Genomic DNA, 22836 nt, shown 5'->3' on the forward strand with positions numbered 1-22836 from the left:
CGCCCACCGTGAGTTAGGCTGAATATTTCAGCCTATTTTTTATGGAAAAAGATGATGAAAATTGCAGGTGTAGATGAAGCAGGGCGTGGGCCTTTAGTGGGTTCTGTTGTCGCTGCGGCAGTTATTTTAGATCCGAATAACCCGATTGAAGGTTTAAATGATTCTAAAAAGTTGACTGAAAAAAAGCGTGAAAAGTTGTTTGTTGAAATTCAGGAAAAAGCTTTAGCTTGGGCAATTGCAGAAGCATCAGCAGCCGAAATTGATGAACTGAATATTTTGCAAGCGTCGTTATTGGCAATGCGTCGAGCGGTAGAAGCCTTGTCTATTCAACCTGAGCATGTCTTGGTCGATGGCAATAAAATTCCGCAAGGTTTAGCAATGTCGTGTGATGCAGTTGTTGGGGGCGATGCATTACATGCAGAGATTTCGGCAGCCAGTATTTTAGCCAAAGTGGCGCGTGATCGTGAAATGGTGTTGCTTGACCAAGCATTTCCGCAATTTGGTTTTGCCAAACACAAAGGTTACCCAACCAAAGCACATTTTGAAGCCATTGCGCAGCATGGCGTAATTGCGGCACATCGACGAAGTTTTGCACCTGTGCGTAAGGCTTTGGAATTGATGGAAAAATAACATTAACTTAAAAGTAAATCTATTGCTGAGTTGTAGATAAAAGATTCTGTATATAATTAGAATCAGCGAGCGACTTAGAGATTGGGCAAGTTTTAAAAAAAGCATTCAGCAAGAAAATTAAAGCGGCAAATGAGCCGCTTTATATTCAATAAACTTCATCGTTTAACGTCAAAGTCATTATGCGAGTAGTTATCTTCTTCAAATGAAGGTTGATAATCTTGATCTAAGTGTTGCAAATGCTCATGCATGGCACGCTCGTGTTGAATACGTTGATAGATTTCTTCACGATGTACCGATACTTCTTTTGGCGCATTTACCCCAATACGAACTTGGTTACCTTTGACACCCAGCACAGTCACGCTGACTTGGTCCCCAATCATTAATGTTTCTCCGACACGTCGGGTGAGAATCAGCATGTTTATCTCCTTGCAAAATGCTAAACCTGCATTGATTTTTAAAGCAATTTAAAAGTCACAACCAAATAAAAAACCAGTAAATTTTTACGGCACGTATCATTATTTATTTTATAAGATACAGCGCTGTCAAAATTTATGAAAGCATATTGCTCAATATAACAGAGCCACTATAAAAAAAACTATAGTGGCTCTAATTTTTTGTACTTTTTCGCAAAATTTGTCAGACAATTACATTTTCTGACAGGGAGTCATTAAGCGCGTGCGCTAGACTCGCCGCTTTCACGATCTAGACCAAATACAGTGTGTAAACTACGAACTGCAAGCTCTAGGTAATTTTCTTCAATGATTACTGAAATTTTAATTTCAGAGGTAGAAATCATGAGAATGTTAATGCCTTCATCAGCAAGGGCAGTAAACATTTTGCTTGCAACGCCCGCATGTGAACGCATACCTACACCTACGATAGATACTTTGACAATGTCGCTACGTGTCGCGACTTCACGCGCACCAATTTCTTTTGCAGTAGCTTCAAGAATTGATTTTGCTTTGGCAAGTTCACCGCGGTTTACGGTAAAGGTAAAGTCAGTAGTACCATCTTCTTCTACGTTTTGGATGATCATGTCGACTTCAACATTGGCAGCGCCAATAGGTGACAAGATTTTAGATGCAATACCTGGCTCGTCAGGCACACCTAAAATAGTTAATTTTGCTTCGTCACGGTTAAACGCGATACCTGAGATGATAGGTTGTTCCATGTTGTCTTCCAATTCAGTAGTAATGAGTGTGCCGACATTTTGTTTAAAATCTTCGTCGAATGCGCCATCATCGTCATTATCAAAACTTGATAATACACGTAAAGGAACTTGGTATTTACCTGCAAATTCAACCGCACGAATTTGCAATACTTTAGAACCTAAAGATGCCATTTCTAGCATTTCTTCAAAAGAAATACGATCTACTTTTTTAGCTTTTGGTGCGACGCGTGGGTCTGTGGTGTAAACCCCATCTACGTCAGTATAAATTTGACACTCATCAGCTTTCAATGCAGCAGCAAGTGCAACGCCAGAAGTATCAGAACCACCACGACCTAAAGTAGTGGTGTTACCTTCGGCATCAAAACCTTGGAAACCAGCAACCACAATCACACGGCCTGCGTCTAGGTTTTCAGTCAATACATCGGTATTGATTGATTCAATACGTGCTTTGGTAAATGCGCTGTCAGTTTGAATACCAACTTGGCGACCTGTTAGTGATTTTGCCTCAACACCAATAGAATTCAGCGCCATCGCTAACATCGAAATCGTCACCTGTTCGCCTGTAGACACCATTTGGTCTAATTCACGCGGATCAGGGGTTTCGGTAATGGCTTTCGCGAGAGCGAGTAGGCGATTGGTTTCGCCACTCATGGCAGAAACGACAACCACTATTTTGTGGCCATGATCATGCCAGCGCTTCACACGACGAGCAACATTTAAAATGCGCTCGGGAGTACCCATTGAGGTACCGCCATATTTTTGAACGATTAGTGCCATAGTTGTTCCATATAAGCCATGACCCTGAATTACCGGTGCAGGGTCAGTTACACAAAAAGTGAGATTATTTTGCCGCAAGCCAAGCAGTTAAACCTGCCATCACCGATGCAAAGTTCTCGTTAAGTGGCGCGCCACCTTGTGCCAAATCAGGTTTACCACCACCTTTACCACCTAGTTCTGTCGCCAAGTGTTTGATGATGTCTCCTGCTTTAATCGTAGCAGTAAAGTCTGGTGCAACAGAAGCGATCAAGCTGACTTTATCGCCCTCTACACCTGCAAGTACAATCACTGCTTGGTCGAGTTTGGATTTTACACCGTCGTGCAAGTTACGCAGTGATTTTGCATCCATATTTTGTACAGTCGTTATGAGCGTAGTACGCCCAGCAAGTTCTTGTACTTGACTTAAAAGTTCATTTGCTTGGAAGTGCGCTAATTTTTGATTGAGCTGTTCAATCTGCTTTTGAAGGCTAGATGCTGTATCGACCAATGTATTCACTTTTTCTAAAGTCTGGTCTTTTTGTGCTTTCAACAAGGCATTGATGCTGTTGATGTCACGTTCAGTCTTTTGAACAGCTTCAATAGCTTTGCTGCCTGTAATTGCTTCAATACGACGTACGCCAGCCGCAACACCACCTTCAGAAATGATTTTGAATAGACCAATATCACCTGTACGTTTTACGTGAATACCACCACACAGTTCAATTGAGAAGTTTTTATCTTCAATAATAGAACCCATTGAAAGTACGCGAACTTCATCGCCATACTTTTCACCAAATAGCATCATTGCACCTTTGGCTTTGGCTGCTTCAATATCCAGTAATTCAGTAGAAACTGCGGTATTGGCAATAACTTCTGCATTGACCAAGCGCTCAATTTCTTGTAATTGTTCAAATGACACAGGTTGATCATTGGCAAAGTCAAAACGTAAAATGTCTGAAGCAACTAATGAACCTTTTTGCTGTACGTGTGCGCCTAAAACTTGACGTAGGCCAGCGTGTAATAGGTGTGTTGCAGAGTGATTGCGCGCAGTTGCTTCGCGGATGTCTGCTTTTACAATGGCTTCGACGATTTGCGCAGCTTTTAAACTGCCCATGGTGACAATACCTTGATGTACAAAGGCACCACCAGATTTTTTGGTGTCTTGAACTTCAAAGATACCGGTATCGTTTTTGAAGATACCTGTATCGCCAATTTGACCACCGCTTTCTGCATAGAAAGGAGTTTGATTGAGTACGATTAAAGCTTCATCACCTTCAACGACTTCATCAACTTGCTCACCATCCTTATAGATGGCGATGATTTGACCTTCGCCTGAAGTCGCATCGTAACCATCAAATTGCGTGTCACCCTCAACTTTCACAATTGAGTTGTAGTCAACCGCAAACTTACCTGCGTCACGTGCACGTTGGCGTTGTGCTGCCATTTCAACTTCAAAGCCTGCTTCGTCAATGGTCAATTCACGTTCACGTGCGATGTCTGCTGTTAAGTCAGTCGGGAAGCCGTAAGTGTCATATAGTTTAAATACTACTTCGCCTGGAATTACGGAACCTTTCAGTTGTGCTAATTCACCCTCAAGCAACTTCAAACCTTGCTCAAGTGTTTTGGCAAATTGTTCTTCTTCTTTCAGAAGTTGTGCTTCAATACGTGCTTGTTGTGCTGCAAGTTCAGGATAGGCATCACCCATGACTTCAATGAGTGGCTTCAACATTTTATGGAAGAATGAACCTGTTGCGCCTAATTTGTTGCCGTGACGTACTGCACGACGAATAATCCGACGTAAAACATAACCACGACCTTCATTCGATGGATTTACGCCATCAGCAATTAGGAAGCAGCAAGAACGAGCGTGGTCAGCAACTACTTTGAGTGAAGCAGGGTAGTCGACAGGTTTACCAGTTTGCTGTGCCGTTGCTTCAAGCTCAGTAGTATCTAAACCAATAATTTCTGCTGCATTTTTGAGTAAGTGCTGGAACAGATCAATTTCGTAGTTTGAGTTGACGTGTTGCAATACTGCAGAAATACGCTCCAAGCCCATACCTGTATCTACAGAAGGTGCTGGAAGCGGGTGTAATACACCATCTGCAGTGCGGTTGAACTGCATGAATACGTTGTTCCAAATTTCAATGAAACGGTCGCCATCTTCTTCAGGTGTGCCTGGTAAGCCACCCCAGATATGATCGCCATGATCATAGAAAATTTCAGAACACGGACCGCAAGGACCTGTATCACCCATTGCCCAGAAGTTGTCTGAAGCATATTGGCCGCCTTTGTTATCGCCAATACGGATAATACGAGAAGCATCTAAACCAATTTCTTTGTTCCAGATGTCAAATGCTTCATCATCGGTGTGGTAAACCGTGGCATATAAACGGTCTTTTGGTAGCGCTAACCATTGTTCGCCTGTTAGAAACTCCCAAGCAAATTTAATTGCATCACGTTTGAAATAATCACCAAACGAGAAGTTACCTAGCATTTCAAAGAATGTATGGTGACGAGCAGTATAACCGACATTGTCTAAATCGTTGTGTTTACCGCCTGCGCGTACACATTTTTGTGACGATACAGCCCGCACATAATCACGTTTTTCCAGCCCTAGGAAACAGTCTTTAAACTGGTTCATACCCGCATTGGTAAATAATAAGGTTGGGTCGTTGGCAGGAACTAGAGAACTCGATGTGACACGTGTATGCCCTTGCGATTCAAAGTAACGCAAAAATGCTTCACGAATTTCAGCTGATGTCATAAAACGAGTACTCACAACCAAGTCACTCCATAAATTCTGATTTGGCTAAATGCAAGACAGTCTGACAAAAAATAATTCTTTTGCTGTCATGCAGGCTTAAAATTTTAAAAACGCCAAATTATAACGGAAAAAGCCACTATCACCAATCATTTTAGTGTGAATAGATGACAATTCTGACGCAAACTTGGTTGCGATTACGCAGAATAAATCTTTGCATTAGAAGATGATGAATATTTATATTCAAAATAAGCGTTTACTGTAGGTCACGGAGTATGCCGAACTGCCATAAAGTAGAATACAAAATTTAAGAAAACGTAAATGTAAGCTAGAAAGTCAAAGCTGATATTTTTGATTTGCCGAATTAAACAACAAATTGCGTGAAAATTCGCAGCATTGATCTGATTTTTTTCAGTAAGGCCTCAAAATCTATTAACATAGTCTGTGCTTAAATTTTGATTTCATTATGAAAGGATCGGTCATGCAACGAGTGGCAATCAATGGCTTTGGTAGAATCGGGCGCAATGTGCTGCGGGCTTGGTTTGAAAATCCCAAAGACTTTCATTTTGAAATCGTCGCCATAAATGACATTGCCGATGTAGAAACCTTGGTTCATTTATTTAAATACGACAGTACCCATGGTCGTTTTAAAGGGCAGGTGGAAATTAGCCTTGAAAATGAACAGATTTTTTTGAATATTTCTGCAGGTTTGGCGCAATTAAAAGTTCAGGTGTTGAATCAGGCTCAACCTGCACAGTTGCCGTGGCAAGCTTTAAATGTAGATGTGGTATTGGAATGCACAGGGTTGTTTCGTTCCCGCGAGGCGGCAACGCAGCATATTACTGCGGGCGCCAAACGTGTGATTATTGGCGCTGCACCATTCGATACTGTAGATGCTGCGATTGTTTATGGTGTCAATCATCACGAAGTCAAAAATACTGACCAAATTATTTCCAGTGTGTCTTGCACCACGCAGGCTTTAGTACCACTGGTTAAAATTATTGATGATGCTTTCGGAATTGATACTGCATTAATGACTGAAATTCATGCAGTGACAGCCGATCAAACTGTATTGGATCAGGCGCATCGCGATTTACGTCGTGCGCGCGCATCAGGACAAAATATTATTCCGACAACTTCATCTGCCTTGGGTGCTTTAAAACAAGTCATGCCAAAAATGGAAGAGCGGATTGATGGTTATTCGATTCGTGTGCCAACCATTAATGTTGCAGCTATTGATTTAACTTTTATTTCGCAGTCACCAATTACGGTGCACAGATTGAATCAGGTGTTATGTGCTGCGGCTGTGCATGATTATGCCGAAATAATGCAAGTGACCGATGAGCCTTTGGTATCGAGTGACTTTAATCATTCACCTTATTCGTTAATTGTCGATTTAAGCCAAACCATGGTGGTAGGACATCAAGCCAAAGTTTTTGCCTGGTATGACAACGAGTGGGGTTATGCCAATCGGTTACTGGATTTATGTGAATCTTTTAGTCAGCGGGTAGAGTAAGCGCTACTTTTAAAGACATATACAAAGTCTAAAAAGCATGTAATAGTGTTGAATAACTTTATAATTCGTATTCACGGTTAATTCGCTAATTGATAAAACAAAGTTTGCATAGAAAATTTGAATAGAGTAGTAGCATGATGATTATTTTGTTGTGGGGATTTATTTTTTTGCTCGCACTTGCCGTCATTTTTCTGATTTGGTTGCAGTTTAAAAATCAGGCAGACAGTAGCAACGATATGCGGCATCAACAGCAAGTCGAGCAAAAAGTATTACATTTAGAAGAGCATCTGAAAAAGACTTTAGAAATTATGCAAGACTTGGCCAAAAAGATGCAGGTTCAGCAAGAAGCGCTGGATAAAACCGTGCAAAAAACAGCACAGCTTGAAATGCAAAACGCCGAGTTGGTCAGTTTATTGGCAAAGGCAGTTAAACCAAATCAGGACTTTTAAATGGTGGTTTTGAAAGATGTCGTGTATTCATGTTTTTTACCGCATATTTCAGAAAAAGTCAGGTGCATGCGCAAAAGTATCATGCTAAACTAGGAGAAATCGGGTGTCCTCCCGATTTTTTTATGCGGATTCGTTCCGCGCAAACAAGAATTTAGGTTTACAACATGCCCATTTCAGAGACATGGTTATTACCTGATGGTGTAGCTGATGTATTACCAGAACAAGCGCAAGTGATTGAAAACTTGCGTCGTAAGTCACTGGATTTCCTCGCATCTCGAGGTTATCAGTTGGTGTACACGCCATTCATAGAATACATTGAATCTCTATCTTCTCTTTCAGAATCGAATCAAGATTTAGACCTTGCCACATTTAAAGTGATTGACCAACTTTCAGGTCGTTTGCTGGGTGTTCGTGCCGATATGACACCCCAAGTAGCGCGTATCGATGCACATGTACATCCTGTAGATGGTATTGCACGTTACTGCTATGCTGGTACGGTTTTACATACTAAACCACAAGGTTTTAATACCACACGTGCACCATTGCAATTGGGTGCAGAGTTATTTGGTTCAGACAGCATTGATGCCGATGTAGAAATGGTTGATCTGATGCTCAGCTTGCTCAAAGAAGCAGGTTTGGCAGAAGGTGTGCATTTAGACTTGGGTCATGTCGGTATGTTCCGGAGCTTGGTTCAACAGGCAGAGCTAAGCAAAGCGACTGAACGCCAATTGTCAGATTTATATCAGCGTAAAGCATTGCCAGAACTGGCTGACTTTACGCAAGATTTAAACTTTGGTTCAGATTTCTATGCTCTAGGTCGCTTTGCCAGTGATTTAGATGCCTTGCAAGCCAATTTAAGTGCTACAGTATTGGAAAATCCTGAGTTTAAGCAGGCTTTTGATGCAGTGAAAGCAACACAGGCTGAAATTCAGGCACGCTGGCCAAATCTACATATTGGTATTGATGTGGTAGAGCTACGTTCATATCACTATCACACTGGCTTAATGTACGCAGTGTATGTGCCAAATCGTGCTGCGCCATTGGCTCAAGGTGGCCGTTACGATGGTATTGGTCAACACTTTGGTCGTGCACGCCCTGCAACAGGTTTCTCATGTGACTTGTTTGTTTTAAGCGCAGGCCGTTTTGAATCAGCAGCAGTTGTGGTTGCACCTAAAGGTACTCAGGCAGATTTGCTTGCTGCAGTTCAGCAAACTCGTGCGCAAGGCTTTAGTGTAATTCAATTGTTGGGCAATGATGATTTAAACTCAGTTCCATACGCAACGCACCAATTGGTACTTGCAAATGGTGAGTGGACTGTCGAAAAAATTTAATCGCCAAGGAATGTTTCATGTCGCAGGTCTTGGTTTTCAATTTTAACAGCATGATGTAATGAGGCTATTATGGGCAAGAATGTTGTGGTACTTGGTACCCAATGGGGCGACGAAGGTAAAGGTAAAATCGTCGACCTGCTCACAGATCAGGCGGCTGCAGTCGTTCGTTATCAAGGCGGACACAACGCAGGTCATACTCTCGTGGTTGGTGGTAAGAAAACTGTATTACACCTCATTCCATCAGGTATTTTACGTGAAAACGTACTGTGCTTAATTGGTAATGGTGTTGTACTTTCTCCAGAAGCGCTGATTAAAGAGATGGGTATTCTGGAACAAGAAGGCGTGCCAGTGAAAGAGCGTTTACGTATTTCACCAAACTGTCCGCTTATTTTGCCAAACCATATTGCGCTTGACCAAGCACGTGAGAAAAAACGTGGTAATGCCAAAATTGGTACTACAGGACGCGGTATTGGCCCTGCTTATGAAGACAAAGTTGCACGTCGTGCAATCCGTGTTGCAGACTTGGTTCGTGGTGGTGAAGCACTACGTACCCAATTGGCTGAATTGCTGGACTACCATAACTTCCAATTAACAGAATACTACGGTGTAGAAGCTGTTCAGTTAGAAGAAGTATTGGCATTGTGTGAACAGTGGCGTGAAGTTATTGCACCATTAGTTGTTGATGTAACCACTGAAATTCATAATTACCGTAATAACGGTGACAACATTATGTTTGAAGGTGCGCAAGGCTCATTACTTGATGTTGACCACGGTACTTATCCGTATGTGACTTCATCGAACACGACTGCCGGTGGTGTAAGCTCAGGTTCAGGCTTAGGGCCATTACATTTAGACTATGTTTTAGGGATTACCAAAGCTTATACCACACGTGTTGGTGCAGGCCCATTCCCAACTGAGTTGGTGTATGACGCAGCAAATGACGTAGGTGATGCGATTGGTAAACACTTAGGTACCGTGGGTCACGAGTTTGGTGCTTCTACAGGTCGTCAGCGTCGTTGTGGTTGGTTTGATGCCGAAATTTTACGTCGTTCAGTCGATGTAAACTCACTTTCTGGTATCTGCTTGACCAAGTTAGACGTATTGGACGGTTTAGAAGAAATCAAAATCTGCGTAGGTTATGAAAATACCGATTCAGGTTGCGTAGGTTCTTCTGATGCGCTTGCATACGAAAACTTAAAGCCAATTTATGAAACAATGCCAGGTTGGTCTGAATCAACTGTGGGCGCGACCAGTGTAGAACAATTGCCTGAAAATGCAGTGAACTACATCAAACGTCTTGAGCAGTTAATTGAATGTCCAATCGACATTATTTCTACAGGTCCAGACCGCGCAGAAACTATCGTATTACGTCATCCATTTGATGCTTAAGTCGTTGTGCTTTAGCATAGCATTTAAGCTCTGATGATGTATTCAGCCCTGTCTAAATGATGGGGCTTTTTATTGCTGTTGTTTCAGTTTCAATAGCGACTCATTTTTGGAAACATTATAGATGATGCTGAGTGAGTTGTTTTTTCAAGACTAAAGTTGCAGATGACTGGCGCTGTGCAGAGCAGGGTGGCTTGTTACAATGGCTTTAGAAAATTAAATTTAATTAAGGTTATGCAGGATGCATAAAAATATTACCAGTACGATTTTTTATTCTTTATTGTTTGCGATGGGCGGCGCACCGACCATTGCCATGATGCTGATTTTATCGCAAAAGCATGATCCGAATATTATGTATCAAGCATTTATGGGTTTGAGCGTTATTTTTGCCTGTATTTTGGTGCCGCTGATTCTGATTCAAAATGCGTACCTACTCTACAAACGTAAAAATCCAGAAATGGAAGAAAAAATAGAAGTAGTGTCTAAAATTTACTTGGGTTTAAATATCTTCTGTTTAGTGTTTTGGTTGTCTTATCAATTTCTTTACTAAGGCAGTGATTGATTGCTTAGACATACAATCTGTACACAGCTTAGGGATTGTTTACATAAATGATATGATTATGAAGTGATTTTAGATTTAAAGCCTTGAATTGATTTCATATAATTGATTGGTATGAAGATAGCTCGCAAGGCGGAGATTATTATAATGAACAAAAAACTGATGTTAAGTTTATGTGCCGCAGGCGCAATCACTGTTTCAGGGTGTACGACTGTTGCAGACATGGCGGGTGCAGATACTGCCACCTTAAATGCAACTGCATCTAAAAGTTATAACGAAATGGTACAAGATGCACGCAATAAAAATCAGTTAGACACGAGTTCAACCACGTATAAACGTATTAATACCGTGTTTCAGCGTTTGATTCCATATGCCAACCAAATGAACCAAACTGGGCAGCCTTTCCAATGGCAATTGGCGGTGCTTAAGTCTGATCAGGTAAACGCTTTTGTTGCACCTGGCGGTAAAGTGGTGTTCTATACAGGTATTGTCAACAAATTGAATTTGACCGATGCTGAAATTGCCGCAATTATGGGGCACGAAATGGTGCACGCGCTAGAAGAGCATGCTAAAAGTAAAATCGGTGCAGAAGCTTTAACAAACTTGGCACTAAATGTTGGCCTAAGTGCAGCGGGGAACAATGTCGGTCAATTGGGCGCTGCTGCAGCACAATTAGGTACTCAAATTGGGATTGGCTTGCCCTATTCGCGTAATTTGGAAGGTCGTGCCGATCAGGGTGGCTTAATGCTGATGGCGCGTGCAGGTTATAACCCGCAAGCTGCTATTACATTGTGGGAAAAAATGAACAAGCTTGAAGGCGGTGGCGGTGCATCGTTCTTGTCTACACACCCATCGAATAGTCAGCGTATTGAAGCAATGCGTAAAAACTTGCCAGCAGCACAAGCGGTATATAACCAAAACCGTCGTTAAGATGACATCAGTCAGTTAGACAGATAAATAAAAGAAAGGATACGTATGGAAATGCGCATCCTTTTTTAATTTCATTTTAAAACAGGGTTTAAAAATAAAATTAAGGTGCCGGGTTGGGCTGCTGACGGTGAATCGCTTCAATGTCTTGTAAAATTTCATCAGATAAGTTGATCTCAAAAGCATCAATATTTTGTTTGAGTTGTGCCATATTGGTCGCGCCAATAATGGTACTGGTCACAAAAAATTGCTGCTTGATAAAGGCCAACGCCAGTTGCGTCAAACTCAAGCCATGTTGTTCTGCAAGTTGGGCATATTGTTCGGTCGCCCATTCGCTTTGTGGATTGCTGTAACGGCTAAAACGTGAATATAGCGTGACACGGGCATTGGCAGGGCGTGCACCATGACGGAATTTACCAGTTAAATAACCAAAAGCCAAAGGTGAGTAGGCGAGTAGTCCAATACCTTCATAATGGGCAATTTCAGACATGCCGATTTCGTAAGTACGATTCAGCAGATTATACGGATTTTGTACGCTGACAAATTTGCTTAATCCCAACTGTTCTGCCAAGTGTAAAAACTTCATGGTGCCCCACGGGGTTTCATTCGATAGGCCAATATAGCGAATCCGCCCTTTTTGAATTTCTTGTTGCAATGCGGTTAAGGTTTCAGCAAGGTCGGTTACTTCTTGCGTATTTTGTGCTTCTTGGTTGCCATAACCGAGTTTGCCAAAAAAGTTGGTCGGACGCTGCGGCCAGTGCAGTTGGTATAAGTCAATATAGTCGGTTTGAAGGCGTTTTAAGTTGCCATCTAGCGCAGATTGAATATCCTGCGCGTTAAAGCGAGTTTTGCCATCTCGAATATGACTGCCGCCTTGCGATGGGCCTGCAATTTTAGAGGCTAAAAATAATTTATCACGTCCGCCATGTTGCTGTAACCAATTACCAATGATAGTTTCAGTTGCACCTTGAGTTTCTATTTTGGGCGGTACGGGATACATTTCTGCGGTATCCCAAAAATACACGCCACGCTCTAAGGCATAATCCAGTTGCTCAAAGGCATCTGATTGCGTGTTTTGTTCACCAAAGGTCATGGTGCCCAAGCAGATTTCTGGAACTAAAATCCCCGTCTTTGCCAATGGTTTAAATTGCATATTGTCTCTCGCTCAAAATTATATGTATATATTGATGTTACAAGAGCTGAAACCATTTTGCGCCACTTGTGGCTGCGAAAATTGCTACTTCATTGTAGTTACAGCAATAATGGTATTTTGATAATTGAAAATGGTAAAAAGTTAACAGCTGGTAATAAAAAAGCAAATCCGAAGATTTGCTTTTTTTAATGAGCATATAGATGGTTTACTCGTCATCAAAGTTGCCATCAGTGGATTCATTTTGCTCCAAAGAAGCATCAAAAATCAGAATGGCTTTACCATCAGTTTCAATCATGCCTTGTTCTTCAAGTGTTTTTAGAACACGCCCGACCATTTCACGTGAACAGCCGACAATACGACCAATTTCTTGGCGTGTAATACGAATTTGACGACCGTTTGGCAAAATCATGGCTTCTGGCTGCGCAGAAAGATCAATCAAGCAACGTGCAATACGACCAGACACATCTATAAAGGCAAGGTCAGTCACTTTACGTGTAGTATTTTTTAAACGACGTACCAGCTGTGCAAAAACGGCATAGCTTAAATCGGGATATTGTTTGCTGAGTTCGTGGAAATTTTCATAAGTAATTTCTGCGATTTCACAGACATCACGAGTACGAACCTCTGCAGTACGTTGCGGATTCGATTCAAACAGACCCATTTCCCCAAAAAAGTCGCCTGGATTCAAATATGCCACAACAATTTCGCGATCATCATCTTCGCGAAGAATAATTGATACTGAACCTTTTAGAATCAAATATAATGATTTTGATTCAGTCCCTGCATCAACAATAGTTGTCCGTTTTGGATAACGGTTGATGTATGCACGTTTTAATAATGCTTTGACTGATTCAGGCAGTTGTCCTGGGGACAATGCATCAGTACTCAGCTGTGAAAAGTTGGAAGTCATGCTAACGGTTCCGAAAATGGATAAATAATAGATCGCACAAGACCTAAGCTGAACTTGTCACACAGTAGAGATGAAATTCCTTATCAACTCAAGTTATGTTAGTGTACAAATACCCGTGTCAATTTATAGTTTTTTTTAGGTAGTTGCAATGCAAACAAGTGTTCAATGGTTAGAGAACGTTGCTTTTGAAGCCAAATCAGAAAGTGGTCATTCTGTAGTGATGGATGGATCCGCAGAATATGGCGGTGAAAACCGTGGTCCACGTCCTATGGAGTTAATCTTAATGGGACTTGGTGGTTGTGCTTCATTCGATATTGTGACTATTTTAAAAAAATCACGCCAAGAAGTGACGCATGTTGAATGTCAGTTAACAGCAGAACGTGCCGATAGCATCCCTGCAGTGTTCACCAAAATTCATTTGCATTTTGTGGTCAAAGGCAAGGCTGTTAAGGAAAAGCAGGTCGCGAAGGCGGCTGAACTTTCAGCAGAAAAATACTGTTCTGCCAGTAAAATGCTATCTGATGGTGGTGTTGAAATTAGCCATGATTTTGAAATTATTGAACAAGATTAAGCGTTGACTGATAGGTCATACAATGGTTGGTATATTTGCCAATCATTGTAACTAAATATTTCTATTTGCATGAATAATAATCAGAAGCCTTTAATTTGTTGATATACAAGTGTATGTCAATAATTCAACTCACTATAAAAAAATTACCAGATTAAACTTGAAATTTACTTTAATCAGTCCAATATTATAATTGAAATCTAACCGTTAATTTTAATTAAGATTTTGAAAAATATATAAAAATTTAATTGAAATTTACGCCTGCGTTCCAATATATCCATCAAGTACACAATTTGTTGTGAGGAATAACAAGAATGCGTTTTGAAAAGTTTACCAACCGCCTACAGCAAGCTTTATCCGATGCCCAATCTCTCGCGATAGGGAAAGATCATACTGCCATTGAAGGCATTCACTTATTGGCGACTTTGCTCGAAGAAGCCTCCAATGTCAGTTTATTACAACAAGCAGGTGCCAACCTACGTGATTTGCAAAGCAAATTACAGCAAGCGATTGCCGATGCACCGACTTTGGCCAATCCAACAGGCGATATCAACTTAAGTCCAGATGCGGTTAAAGCCTTGAATTTGGCTGACAGTTTTGCCCAAAAAGCAGGTGATGAGTTCTTGTCAACCGATTGGTTGATGCTGGGTTTGACCGAAGTGGGCGCGACCAAAACACTACTGAACAGTGTAGGCGTGACTTCAGCCAGTTTGCGTAGCGTGATTGACAAAATTAGAGGGGATGAAAAAGTCATGAGCAATAATCACGAAGATCAACGTGACTCACTCAATAAATATACCATCGATTTAACCGAACGTGCGTTGGCGGGCAAGCTAGACCCTGTAATTGGTCGTGATGATGAAATTCGTCGTACCGTTCAGGTGTTGTCACGCCGTACCAAAAACAACCCAGTACTCATTGGTGAACCTGGTGTGGGTAAAACTGCGATTGTTGAAGGTTTGGCGCAGCGTATTGTGAATGGTGAAGTGCCAGAAAGTTTAAAAGGTAAACGTGTTTTATCTTTAGATTTGGGTTCATTGTTGGCAGGTGCGAAATATCGCGGTGAGTTTGAAGAACGTCTAAAAGCGGTCTTAAAAGACTTGGCGAAACAAGAAGGTGAAGTCATCTTATTTATTGATGAATTACACACACTTGTGGGTGCAGGTAAAGGCGACGGTGCCATGGATGCAGGCAATATGTTGAAACCTGCATTGGCGCGTGGCGAATTGCGCTGCGTCGGTGCCACTACTTTAGATGAGTATCGTCAATATATTGAAAAAGATGCGGCTTTAGAGCGTCGTTTCCAAAAAGTATTGGTCGATGAGCCAAGTGTAGAAGACACCATTGCAATTTTACGAGGTCTGAAAGAACGCTACGAAGTGCACCACGGGGTTAAAATTTTAGATTCGGCGATTATTGCCGCCGCTAAAATGTCGCACCGTTATATCACTGACCGTCAACTTCCCGACAAGGCAATTGATTTGGTGGATGAGGCAGCGTCACGGATTAAAATGGAGCTAGATTCTAAGCCTGAAGCCTTAGATAAATTAGAGCGCCGCTTAATTCAATTGAAACTGCAACTTGAAGCCGTGAAGAAAGATGAAGATGCAGGCAGCCGTGCCGAAGTTGCGCATCTAGAAAAACAAATTATTGAAGTTCAGAATGAATACAATGATTTGGAAGAAGTCTGGAAAGCCGAAAAAACCTTGGTTGAAGGCACTAAGCAAATACAGACTCAGTTAGATCAGGCACGTATGGCATTGCAAAAGGCGCAGCGTGAGAACGACTTGGCAGAAATGTCACGTTTGCAATACGGCGTGATTCCTGAGTTGGAAAAACAACTGGCACAAGATGAGTTGGTTGAAGAGAAAGAAGAACCAAAATTATTGCGTAACAAAGTTACGGACAATGAAATTGCAGAAGTCGTCAGTGCTGCAACGGGTATTCCTGTATCGAAAATGCTGCAGGGTGAGCGTGAAAAACTGCTGCACATGGAAGATTTCTTGCATAACCGTGTGGTGGGACAAGACGAAGCTGTGGTAGCGGTATCGAATGCGGTACGTCGTTCACGCGCAGGTTTGTCTGATCCTAACCGTCCAAGTGGTTCGTTCCTGTTCCTTGGCCCAACAGGGGTAGGTAAAACAGAGTTGACAAAAGCATTAGCAAACTTCTTGTTTGACAGTGATGATGCCATGATTCGGATTGATATGTCTGAATTTATGGAAAAACACTCGGTTAGCCGTTTAGTCGGTGCGCCTCCGGGCTATGTTGGTTATGAAGAAGGTGGTGTGTTAACCGAAGCAGTGCGTCGTAAACCGTACAGTGTGGTGTTGTTTGATGAGGTGGAAAAAGCCCATCCGGACGTATTTAACATCTTATTACAAGTGTTGGATGATGGTCGCCTGACCGATTCACAAGGTCGCGTGGTGGACTTTAAAAACACTGTAATTGTGATGACTTCTAACTTGGGTTCTCACGATGTACGTGAACTAGGTGACAATCCAACACGTGAAGAAGTACGTGCCGTGGTCATGGCAGCAGTGTCGCAACATTTCCGCCCTGAATTTATTAACCGTATTGATGAATTGGTGGTGTTCCATTCATTGGAAAAAGCACAAATTCGTGGCATTGCCGAAATTCAATTGGATCGTTTACGTGCACGTTTAAGCGAACGCGATTTGCGCTTGTCGATAGACGATACTGCATTTGATCAATTGATTGAAGCAGGTTTTGACCCAGTCTACGGTGCGCGTCCATTGAAACGTGCGATTCAGCAACAAGTGGAAAACACGTTGGCGCAAAAAATCTTAGCAGGCGACTTTGTTGCAGGCGATACGATTTTAATTAAAGCTGAAAATGGTCATTTGCTGTTTGAAAAAATGAAACTCAGCTAATTGGCTATATGTTAGCAACTTTCAAGAAACCCAGCTTCGGCTGGGTTTTTTATGACTGACAATTCAGGTCACATTAGTAAAATTTTTGGTCAAAAGTGACAGCTATTTTAAATATTTTGTGATAAATATTTTATTTAAGTGATTTATTTGCAAAACAATTATCTTTTTTAAAGAAGATTAATTATAATTTTTTTTCAATAAAAATAGATAAATTCTGAGCAGAATCTATGTCAAAAATAGTATGGGGTGGAATGGGGGTTGCAGTGTTAGCAGGAGCTGCCGCTGCGGGAAATTTATATGCAGATAAGAGCCTGCGTGAGCATTATCAACAAAATTCAAATCCTGCACCTAATATTAGCGTGCAATATACAGACTACGACATGGGGACTTTAAAAGGTACTGCCAAATGGAAAATGACCATTATTTCAGACCCGTGTAATGCTAAAGAAAAATTGGTGTTTCACGGACAAGATCAAATTCAGCGGACATGGAAAGGTTACCAAATTGATTCTAAAATGAATCTGGAACAAGGGCAGGGCCAATTTTCCGAGTTCTTTCAGCAGCCTTTAAATATGACAACACAAGTAAATTGGTTGGGCGTATCAACCACGAAATTGAGCATACCTGCCATAGAGAAAAAAGAAGCAGGACTTGAAGCTAAATTTTCGCCTATGCAGATTGAGTTTCAGGGGAAACAAAGTCAAGGGCAGCAGCAAATTGTAAATATGAGTTTTGATGTGCCTCAATTGACGGTACGCGATCAATTTGGACATCTTCAAGTAAAAGGTATGCAGTTTAAAACCAATCAGGCTTTGAATGCACAGTCTTTAGAGCCGGGCTATTTCCAATTCAGTATTGCAGAAATGCAGCGTCAAGACCCAAAAGCAGTGGGTTCAGGCAAAATGAAGGACTTCAGTTGGCGTATGGATACTCAACTGCATGAGCGTACGGTTGATATTCATTCAAAATTTAAAATTGCCGAGTTAGGTTTAAATAATGTGCCTGCCATGCAAGATTTGCAGTTAAATTGGGATGTTAATGATTTGCAACGCACAAAAATGCAGACCTTTTTTGATATTATTCAAAAACAAAGCAATTCCTGCTTAGAAGCAGAAAACTTTAAGAAGGAAGTTCAACAAGCCTTAGTGGCGGTGATTAATGAGGGTTTTCAGTTTGAATCGAAGAAGAATCAGTTGAAGTTAGGCACAGGCAGTATTCGGGCAGATTTGGTCGGTAAAGTGATGCCAGGGCATCAAACCACTGTAGAAGGCTTAGCAAAAATGTTCCCAAGTTTGCTAGAAGTGCAAACCGATGTGAGCTTTAACAAGCAAGTGGTCAAAACTATTATGAATAATTATATGAATGCTGCGGGTAAAAGCATGTCTGATCAAGAATTAGAGCAGATGCTCAGTGCGATGCAAGGCAATCAGCAAATTGAACGTGATGGTGATGAATTTAAACTGTCGATGCATTATCAATATGGTGAAAAGAAGTTTTTAACTGGTCAATAAGCTAGATACTGACCTACGAAAAAACAGAGCCTGTTCAATTGAACAGGCTTTGTTGTATTACCATATCGTTTATTTAAACAGGTGGGTGCTGAATTTTCCAAGCACGGTGGATTTTGGTATTGCGTTTGAAATCTGGGCCAATAGTTTCATGGCTAATTTCCTGCACATCAAACATGGCTTCAATTTCTTCATCCATTTCAAAACCACGGTAGTTGTTGGAGAAGTACAGCGTACCGCCTGTGGTTAAGCGGTTCATGGCACGTTTAATTAAAGAAACGTGGTCGCGTTGTACGTCAAACGTTCCGTAGAATTTTTTAGAGTTAGAGAAAGTTGGTGGGTCAATAAAGATCAGATCATATTGTTCATGACCTTCTTTGAGCCATTCAAAACAATCGCTGGCAAAGAATTGATGTTGCTCATCGGCATGGTCTACCGTTAAACCATTCAATACAAAGTTTTCTTTAGACCAGTTTAAATAGGTGTTGGACAAATCGACACTGGTGGTACTTGCAGCCCCGCCAAGTGCAGCATGCAAACTTGCAGTTGAGGTGTAACTGTATAAATTCAGGAAGTGCTTGCCACGAGCTTCTTTGGCAATGCGTAAACGCATTTGACGGTGGTCTAGGAATAAACCTGTATCTAAATAATCCGTCAGGTTGACCAAAATTTTCGCTTGACCTTCTTGCACAATAAAACGCTTAGAAGCAGTACTTTGTTTGGTGTACTGATTTTTACCTTCTTGGCGGGCACGTGTCTTAATGAATACCGCATCACGGCCTAAGCCTGTTACAGCACGAATTGCTTGTAATGCAAGATTAAAACGCTTTTTGGCTTTTTCAGGATCAATTTTTTTCGGTGGTGCATATTCTTGTACGTGCAAACGATCGCCGTATAAATCGACTGCGACATTAAAATCAGGCAAGTCTGCATCGTATAAACGTAAGCAATAGACATTATCTTTCACAGCCCATTTTTTCAGGCTTTGCATATTTTTCTGTAAGCGGTTGGTGAAGTCTTCTGCACCTTCAATCGGTTCAAATTGCTGAGGTTGCCAGTCAGCTAAGAATGGACGTGCTACTGTTGCAGGTTTGATCGTGCCAAAACGGACATAAATTGGTAGTTTACCGTTCATCAAACGTAGAATTTGAGGGTCATTAAATGCCAGTACATCGGCTTGTTCGACCTGTGCGGCAATTACAGCTGCTTTTTGATTTGGGAAATGTTTTTGCAATAGGGCAGATAAACCCAAATACAAGGCACGGTTCGAGGCTTTATCGCCTAAACGCTCACCATAAGGTGGGTTGGTGACAATAAAGGCTTTTTTGCCTTCAGCCTGAAAATCTGGCCAGTCGGCCAAAGTACGTTCTTCAATTTGAATCTGATCGAGCAAGTGTTCAAAACCGGCAGCAATAATATTTTGCTTGGTGGCTTTGACTGCTTCCCAGTCTGCATCAAAAGCATAGAATTTTGGCAGCGGTTGTTGTAATGCTGTCTGATGTCGTTCTGCTGCTTCAGCTTTAATGTTCATCCATAATTCATGGTCATGGCCTTGCCAACCATTAAAACCAAAACGACGTACTAGACCTGGCGCACGGTCAGTCAGCATCATTAAAGCTTCAATAATAAAGGTACCTGAACCACACATCGGATCTAAAATGATGTCAGGCTGAATGTGTTGTAATTGACCTTTTTGCAGAATTGCCGCTGCAAGATTTTCTTTGATTGGCGCATCGGTCATAAAACGACGATAGCCGCGCTTATGCAATGAATCGCCCGATAAATCAAGGCAGTATGTATGTTCTTTTTTGCCTGCCAACACGTATAAGGTAATTTCTGGCTGTTTGATGTCGATGCTTGGACGTTTGCCCACTGCATCCATAAATGAATCGACCACACCATCTTTAACGCGCAAGGTCGCAAACTGGCTATTTACTTTGATGTCACGTTCAATGTGTAAACGCACTGCAAATGTACTTTGTGGGGCAAAAATGAGTGACCAGTCAAAGCTAAGCGCACCTTCATAAAGCTCTTCGGCTACATCGCGCGCGTCGTGACTGAATTCAATTTCGTGTGTGTGAATTGGCGTAAGGACACGTGAGGCTAAACGTGACCACATGCAGACACGATAGGCATTTTCGAGTGTGCCTTTGAAAATTAAACGACCCGGTAAACGTTCGATATTTTGAATACCTAAACCTTGCATTTCTTCTTGCAATAAGGTTTCAAGTCCATCTGCACAGGTGACCCAATATGTAGAAAGACGGGGTTTCGAATTCATGAAAATTTCCAAAAGCAATTCAGCAATCGACTATTTTACCGTATTTTGTGCTAGAAAACTTAGTGATTTAGCGTGAATCGTGCAGAATTTTAAAGGTCTTGGTTTGAAGAGTTTCAGGGTATTTTTACTTTTTTTTTCTAAAAATGCAGTGAGGATGCAATGACATCCCATAAAATTTTGAGTGATTGTATTGCGCAAGAATAAAAACCTGAATATTCACATGATTGGTATGTATTTTGCTCATACATTGTTGTGATGGTGAACATTTTGCAGATGAGCATCAAACACTGCAAAACAACAATGAAGCGATAAGGGGAATATTTAAATGACCACGGCTACTTTAAACACGGCACAGGCTTTAACAGCAAATAACGAGATTTTTTCAGTTGCCACTTTAATTTATACGCGATTAAGACGGGTCAGTGGACGTGTGATTGATGTCATGTATCTGGTTGAAAATTCAGACTATGCACGTGCTGTGCTGCAATTGGCGCTCGCTACACACGATGAGGAATTGTGCCGTTATGCGCTGCGCTTAAACAGTATATTGGCTAACTTAATGGATGCTGATGCAGAAATAACGACTTCGCAGACTGAAGTGCAGCAATCAGATGCAGTAGAAAATATAGATGACTTGACTGAACCGACAGCTGAAGAAATTTATCGGGCGCAGGTGTCGCATCATTATATTGGTGCATTGCGTTAAGTGGGGGAATAGTACGGGTTTTGCCTACACAGCCTTAATGTTGTGTAGGTTGTTGTAGGCGAAGATTGATCAAGCAGATGTTCATTAAGCTCATATCAATATGATTGGGTAGCATTGTAGTTAAATATACGTGCCATCCTTTCACATCGTTTTGTAGAGTATTAAGCATGAAAGAAAGTGTAAATGATTCTGCATGACTTAATTTTTAAAATCATAAGTTTCTTTTGACTAAATCATGCCAAGTTGCACTGCTTTGCCAAATCAATTTCTGTATAATGCGTTAACTTAACGTATAAGGAATCTCTCATGCATTTGGCGGCATTGCATACTCCGAGCCAGATTCAATTGAATAAAGATGGGCATTTAAAACACTTTTTAACCATCGAAGGTCTTTCCAAAGAAACCCTCACCCAAATTCTGGACACAGCACAGTCCTTTTTCAATGAACAAAACCAACTGATCACCAATAATTTGCTCGAAGGGCGCACGGTGATGAATTTGTTCTTCGAAAACTCTACTCGTACCCGCACCACATTTGAAGCCGCAGCCAAGCGTCTTTCTGCCAATGTACTCAATATTGATATTGCCCGTTCAAGTACCTCTAAAGGTGAAACTTTGCGTGACACTTTGTGGAACTTAGAGGCGATGGCTGCCGACATTTTTGTGGTACGCCATTCATCTTCAGGTGCTGCACATTTTATTGCCAAAACAGTTTGCCCAAAGGTTGCCATTATTAATGCAGGCGATGGTCGTCATGCGCATCCGACTCAAGCCATGTTGGATATGTTGACTATCCGCCGTGAAACCCAACGCCCTTATGCAGAATTAAGTGTGGCGATTATTGGCGATATTAAACATTCACGCGTGGCGCGTTCCGATGTGGCTGCCTTGCAAACACTGGGCTGTAAAGACATTCGCGTGATTGCACCGAACACCTTATTGCCGTACGGTTTTGAGGAATATGGCGCAGGCGTGCGTTTATTTAACAAAATGGAAGAAGGCATTAAAGATTGCGATGTGATTATCACCCTGCGTATTCAGAATGAACGTATTGATTCGCCTGCACTTGCCTCACAAGCTGAATTTTACAAAATGTATGGTTTAAACAAAGAACGTTTGGCGCTTGCCAAACCAAACTGTATTGTAATGCATCCAGGACCAATGAACCGTGGTGTCGAAATTGATTCAAGCATTGCCGATGGTCCTCAGTCGGTGATTTTAAATCAGGTGACTAACGGTATTGCGGTGCGTATGGCGGTATTGGCTTTGGCGATGCAAGGTCAATTGCAAGAACAAGGTTTGATTGACGCGATTGCGGTATAAGGAAAAA

The 22836-nt window shown here is 41.5% G+C and carries 18 protein-coding genes; 12 read left to right on the forward strand and 6 right to left on the reverse strand.

Annotated features, from left to right (window positions below; genetic code table 11):
• The first annotated feature begins 54 nt into the window (after window positions 1-54).
• Window positions 55-630, forward strand: coding sequence for a ribonuclease HII (gene rnhB, locus K1T76_RS04485; RefSeq protein WP_070156051.1), 576 nt, complete (start codon window positions 55-57; stop codon window positions 628-630).
• Between the two features lie 155 nt (window positions 631-785).
• Here the strand turns inward: rnhB and csrA are convergent, their stop codons facing one another.
• The 3 genes from csrA to alaS all read right to left on the reverse strand — a co-directional run bounded on the left by csrA (window position 786) and on the right by alaS (window position 5336).
• On the reverse strand, window positions 786-1046 hold the full coding sequence (gene csrA, locus K1T76_RS04490) for a carbon storage regulator CsrA (protein WP_019837628.1): 261 nt from the start codon (window positions 1044-1046) through the stop codon (window positions 786-788).
• 251 nt (window positions 1047-1297) lie between these two features.
• Entirely contained in the window at window positions 1298-2578 is a 1281-nt protein-coding gene (locus K1T76_RS04495) for an aspartate kinase (RefSeq protein WP_019837627.1), read from the reverse strand.
• A 64-nt stretch (window positions 2579-2642) separates the two neighbouring features.
• Window positions 2643-5336, reverse strand: a complete 2694-nt coding sequence (gene alaS, locus K1T76_RS04500) for an alanine--tRNA ligase (RefSeq protein ID WP_171257448.1) — start codon at window positions 5334-5336, stop codon at window positions 2643-2645.
• Between the two features lie 463 nt (window positions 5337-5799).
• Here alaS and K1T76_RS04505 point away from each other — a divergent pair, with 463 nt between their 5' ends.
• From K1T76_RS04505 to K1T76_RS04530, 6 genes are all read left to right on the forward strand, one after another.
• On the forward strand, window positions 5800-6834 hold the full coding sequence (locus tag K1T76_RS04505) for a type I glyceraldehyde-3-phosphate dehydrogenase (protein WP_019837625.1): 1035 nt from the start codon (window positions 5800-5802) through the stop codon (window positions 6832-6834).
• A gap of 134 nt (window positions 6835-6968) precedes the next feature.
• Entirely contained in the window at window positions 6969-7283 is a 315-nt protein-coding gene (locus K1T76_RS04510) for a hypothetical protein (protein ID WP_019837624.1), read from the forward strand.
• Window positions 7284-7447: 164 nt separating this feature from the next.
• Window positions 7448-8614, forward strand: a complete 1167-nt coding sequence (locus tag K1T76_RS04515; protein WP_230244270.1) for an ATP phosphoribosyltransferase regulatory subunit — start codon at window positions 7448-7450, stop codon at window positions 8612-8614.
• Between the two features lie 69 nt (window positions 8615-8683).
• Window positions 8684-10003 (forward strand): adenylosuccinate synthase, encoded by a 1320-nt coding sequence (locus tag K1T76_RS04520; protein WP_230244272.1) that lies wholly within the window; start codon window positions 8684-8686, stop codon window positions 10001-10003.
• 238 nt (window positions 10004-10241) lie between these two features.
• Window positions 10242-10550, forward strand: coding sequence for a hypothetical protein (locus K1T76_RS04525; RefSeq protein ID WP_230244274.1), 309 nt, complete (start codon window positions 10242-10244; stop codon window positions 10548-10550).
• 156 nt (window positions 10551-10706) lie between these two features.
• Window positions 10707-11489 carry a M48 family metallopeptidase gene (locus K1T76_RS04530; protein WP_230244276.1) on the forward strand — a complete coding sequence of 261 codons (783 nt, stop codon included), beginning with the start codon at window positions 10707-10709 and terminating at the stop codon, window positions 11487-11489.
• A 100-nt stretch (window positions 11490-11589) separates the two neighbouring features.
• Here the strand turns inward: K1T76_RS04530 and K1T76_RS04535 are convergent, their stop codons facing one another.
• Window positions 11590-12639, reverse strand: a complete 1050-nt coding sequence (locus K1T76_RS04535) for an NADP(H)-dependent aldo-keto reductase (protein WP_230244285.1) — start codon at window positions 12637-12639, stop codon at window positions 11590-11592.
• A gap of 205 nt (window positions 12640-12844) precedes the next feature.
• Window positions 12845-13549, reverse strand: a complete 705-nt coding sequence (gene crp / locus K1T76_RS04540; RefSeq protein WP_070156043.1) for a cAMP-activated global transcriptional regulator CRP — start codon at window positions 13547-13549, stop codon at window positions 12845-12847.
• Between the two features lie 148 nt (window positions 13550-13697).
• Between crp and K1T76_RS04545 the strand changes: the two genes are divergently transcribed.
• The 3 genes from K1T76_RS04545 to K1T76_RS04555 all read left to right on the forward strand — a co-directional run bounded on the left by K1T76_RS04545 (window position 13698) and on the right by K1T76_RS04555 (window position 18522).
• Complete coding sequence (locus tag K1T76_RS04545) at window positions 13698-14120, forward strand: OsmC family protein (protein WP_230244287.1); 423 nt, start codon at window positions 13698-13700, stop codon at window positions 14118-14120.
• A 311-nt stretch (window positions 14121-14431) separates the two neighbouring features.
• On the forward strand, window positions 14432-17011 hold the full coding sequence (clpB, locus tag K1T76_RS04550; protein ID WP_230244289.1) for an ATP-dependent chaperone ClpB: 2580 nt from the start codon (window positions 14432-14434) through the stop codon (window positions 17009-17011).
• Window positions 17012-17238: 227 nt separating this feature from the next.
• A complete protein-coding gene (locus K1T76_RS04555; protein ID WP_230244291.1) occupies window positions 17239-18522 on the forward strand; it encodes a DUF945 family protein in 1284 nt (427 codons plus the stop codon).
• A gap of 73 nt (window positions 18523-18595) precedes the next feature.
• Here the strand turns inward: K1T76_RS04555 and rlmKL are convergent, their stop codons facing one another.
• Window positions 18596-20800, reverse strand: a complete 2205-nt coding sequence (gene rlmKL / locus K1T76_RS04560; RefSeq protein WP_230244299.1) for a bifunctional 23S rRNA (guanine(2069)-N(7))-methyltransferase RlmK/23S rRNA (guanine(2445)-N(2))-methyltransferase RlmL — start codon at window positions 20798-20800, stop codon at window positions 18596-18598.
• A gap of 325 nt (window positions 20801-21125) precedes the next feature.
• Between rlmKL and K1T76_RS04565 the strand changes: the two genes are divergently transcribed.
• Together K1T76_RS04565 and K1T76_RS04570 are read left to right on the forward strand one after the other, a co-directional pair.
• Window positions 21126-21506 (forward strand): hypothetical protein, encoded by a 381-nt coding sequence (locus tag K1T76_RS04565; RefSeq protein ID WP_230244301.1) that lies wholly within the window; start codon window positions 21126-21128, stop codon window positions 21504-21506.
• A 306-nt stretch (window positions 21507-21812) separates the two neighbouring features.
• Complete coding sequence (locus K1T76_RS04570; RefSeq protein ID WP_230244303.1) at window positions 21813-22829, forward strand: aspartate carbamoyltransferase catalytic subunit; 1017 nt, start codon at window positions 21813-21815, stop codon at window positions 22827-22829.
• The last annotated feature ends 7 nt before the right edge of the window (window positions 22830-22836 follow it).

Origin of the sequence: Acinetobacter sp. PW68, from assembly GCF_020982655.1 — a bacterium.
In the GTDB taxonomy this organism is placed as follows: Bacteria; Pseudomonadota; Gammaproteobacteria; order Pseudomonadales; family Moraxellaceae; genus Acinetobacter; species Acinetobacter towneri_A.

Bases quoted from the DNA above. Each gene is read 5' to 3' on its own strand.
- rlmKL (WP_230244299.1), bottom strand. From the start codon at position 20,800: ATGAATTCGAAACCCCGTCTTTCTACATATTGGGTCACCTGTGCAGAT.
- clpB (WP_230244289.1), top strand. From the start codon at position 14,432: ATGCGTTTTGAAAAGTTTACCAACCGCCTACAGCAAGCTTTATCCGAT.
- crp (WP_070156043.1), bottom strand. From the start codon at position 13,549: ATGACTTCCAACTTTTCACAGCTGAGTACTGATGCATTGTCCCCAGGA.
- K1T76_RS04570 (WP_230244303.1), top strand. From the start codon at position 21,813: ATGCATTTGGCGGCATTGCATACTCCGAGCCAGATTCAATTGAATAAA.
- rnhB (WP_070156051.1), top strand. From the start codon at position 55: ATGAAAATTGCAGGTGTAGATGAAGCAGGGCGTGGGCCTTTAGTGGGT.
- K1T76_RS04565 (WP_230244301.1), top strand. From the start codon at position 21,126: ATGACCACGGCTACTTTAAACACGGCACAGGCTTTAACAGCAAATAAC.
- K1T76_RS04555 (WP_230244291.1), top strand. From the start codon at position 17,239: ATGTCAAAAATAGTATGGGGTGGAATGGGGGTTGCAGTGTTAGCAGGA.
- K1T76_RS04525 (WP_230244274.1), top strand. From the start codon at position 10,242: ATGCATAAAAATATTACCAGTACGATTTTTTATTCTTTATTGTTTGCG.
- K1T76_RS04535 (WP_230244285.1), bottom strand. From the start codon at position 12,639: ATGCAATTTAAACCATTGGCAAAGACGGGGATTTTAGTTCCAGAAATC.
- csrA (WP_019837628.1), bottom strand. From the start codon at position 1,046: ATGCTGATTCTCACCCGACGTGTCGGAGAAACATTAATGATTGGGGAC.
- K1T76_RS04530 (WP_230244276.1), top strand. From the start codon at position 10,707: ATGAACAAAAAACTGATGTTAAGTTTATGTGCCGCAGGCGCAATCACT.
- K1T76_RS04510 (WP_019837624.1), top strand. From the start codon at position 6,969: ATGATGATTATTTTGTTGTGGGGATTTATTTTTTTGCTCGCACTTGCC.
- K1T76_RS04520 (WP_230244272.1), top strand. From the start codon at position 8,684: ATGGGCAAGAATGTTGTGGTACTTGGTACCCAATGGGGCGACGAAGGT.
- K1T76_RS04515 (WP_230244270.1), top strand. From the start codon at position 7,448: ATGCCCATTTCAGAGACATGGTTATTACCTGATGGTGTAGCTGATGTA.
- K1T76_RS04495 (WP_019837627.1), bottom strand. From the start codon at position 2,578: ATGGCACTAATCGTTCAAAAATATGGCGGTACCTCAATGGGTACTCCC.
- K1T76_RS04545 (WP_230244287.1), top strand. From the start codon at position 13,698: ATGCAAACAAGTGTTCAATGGTTAGAGAACGTTGCTTTTGAAGCCAAA.
- K1T76_RS04505 (WP_019837625.1), top strand. From the start codon at position 5,800: ATGCAACGAGTGGCAATCAATGGCTTTGGTAGAATCGGGCGCAATGTG.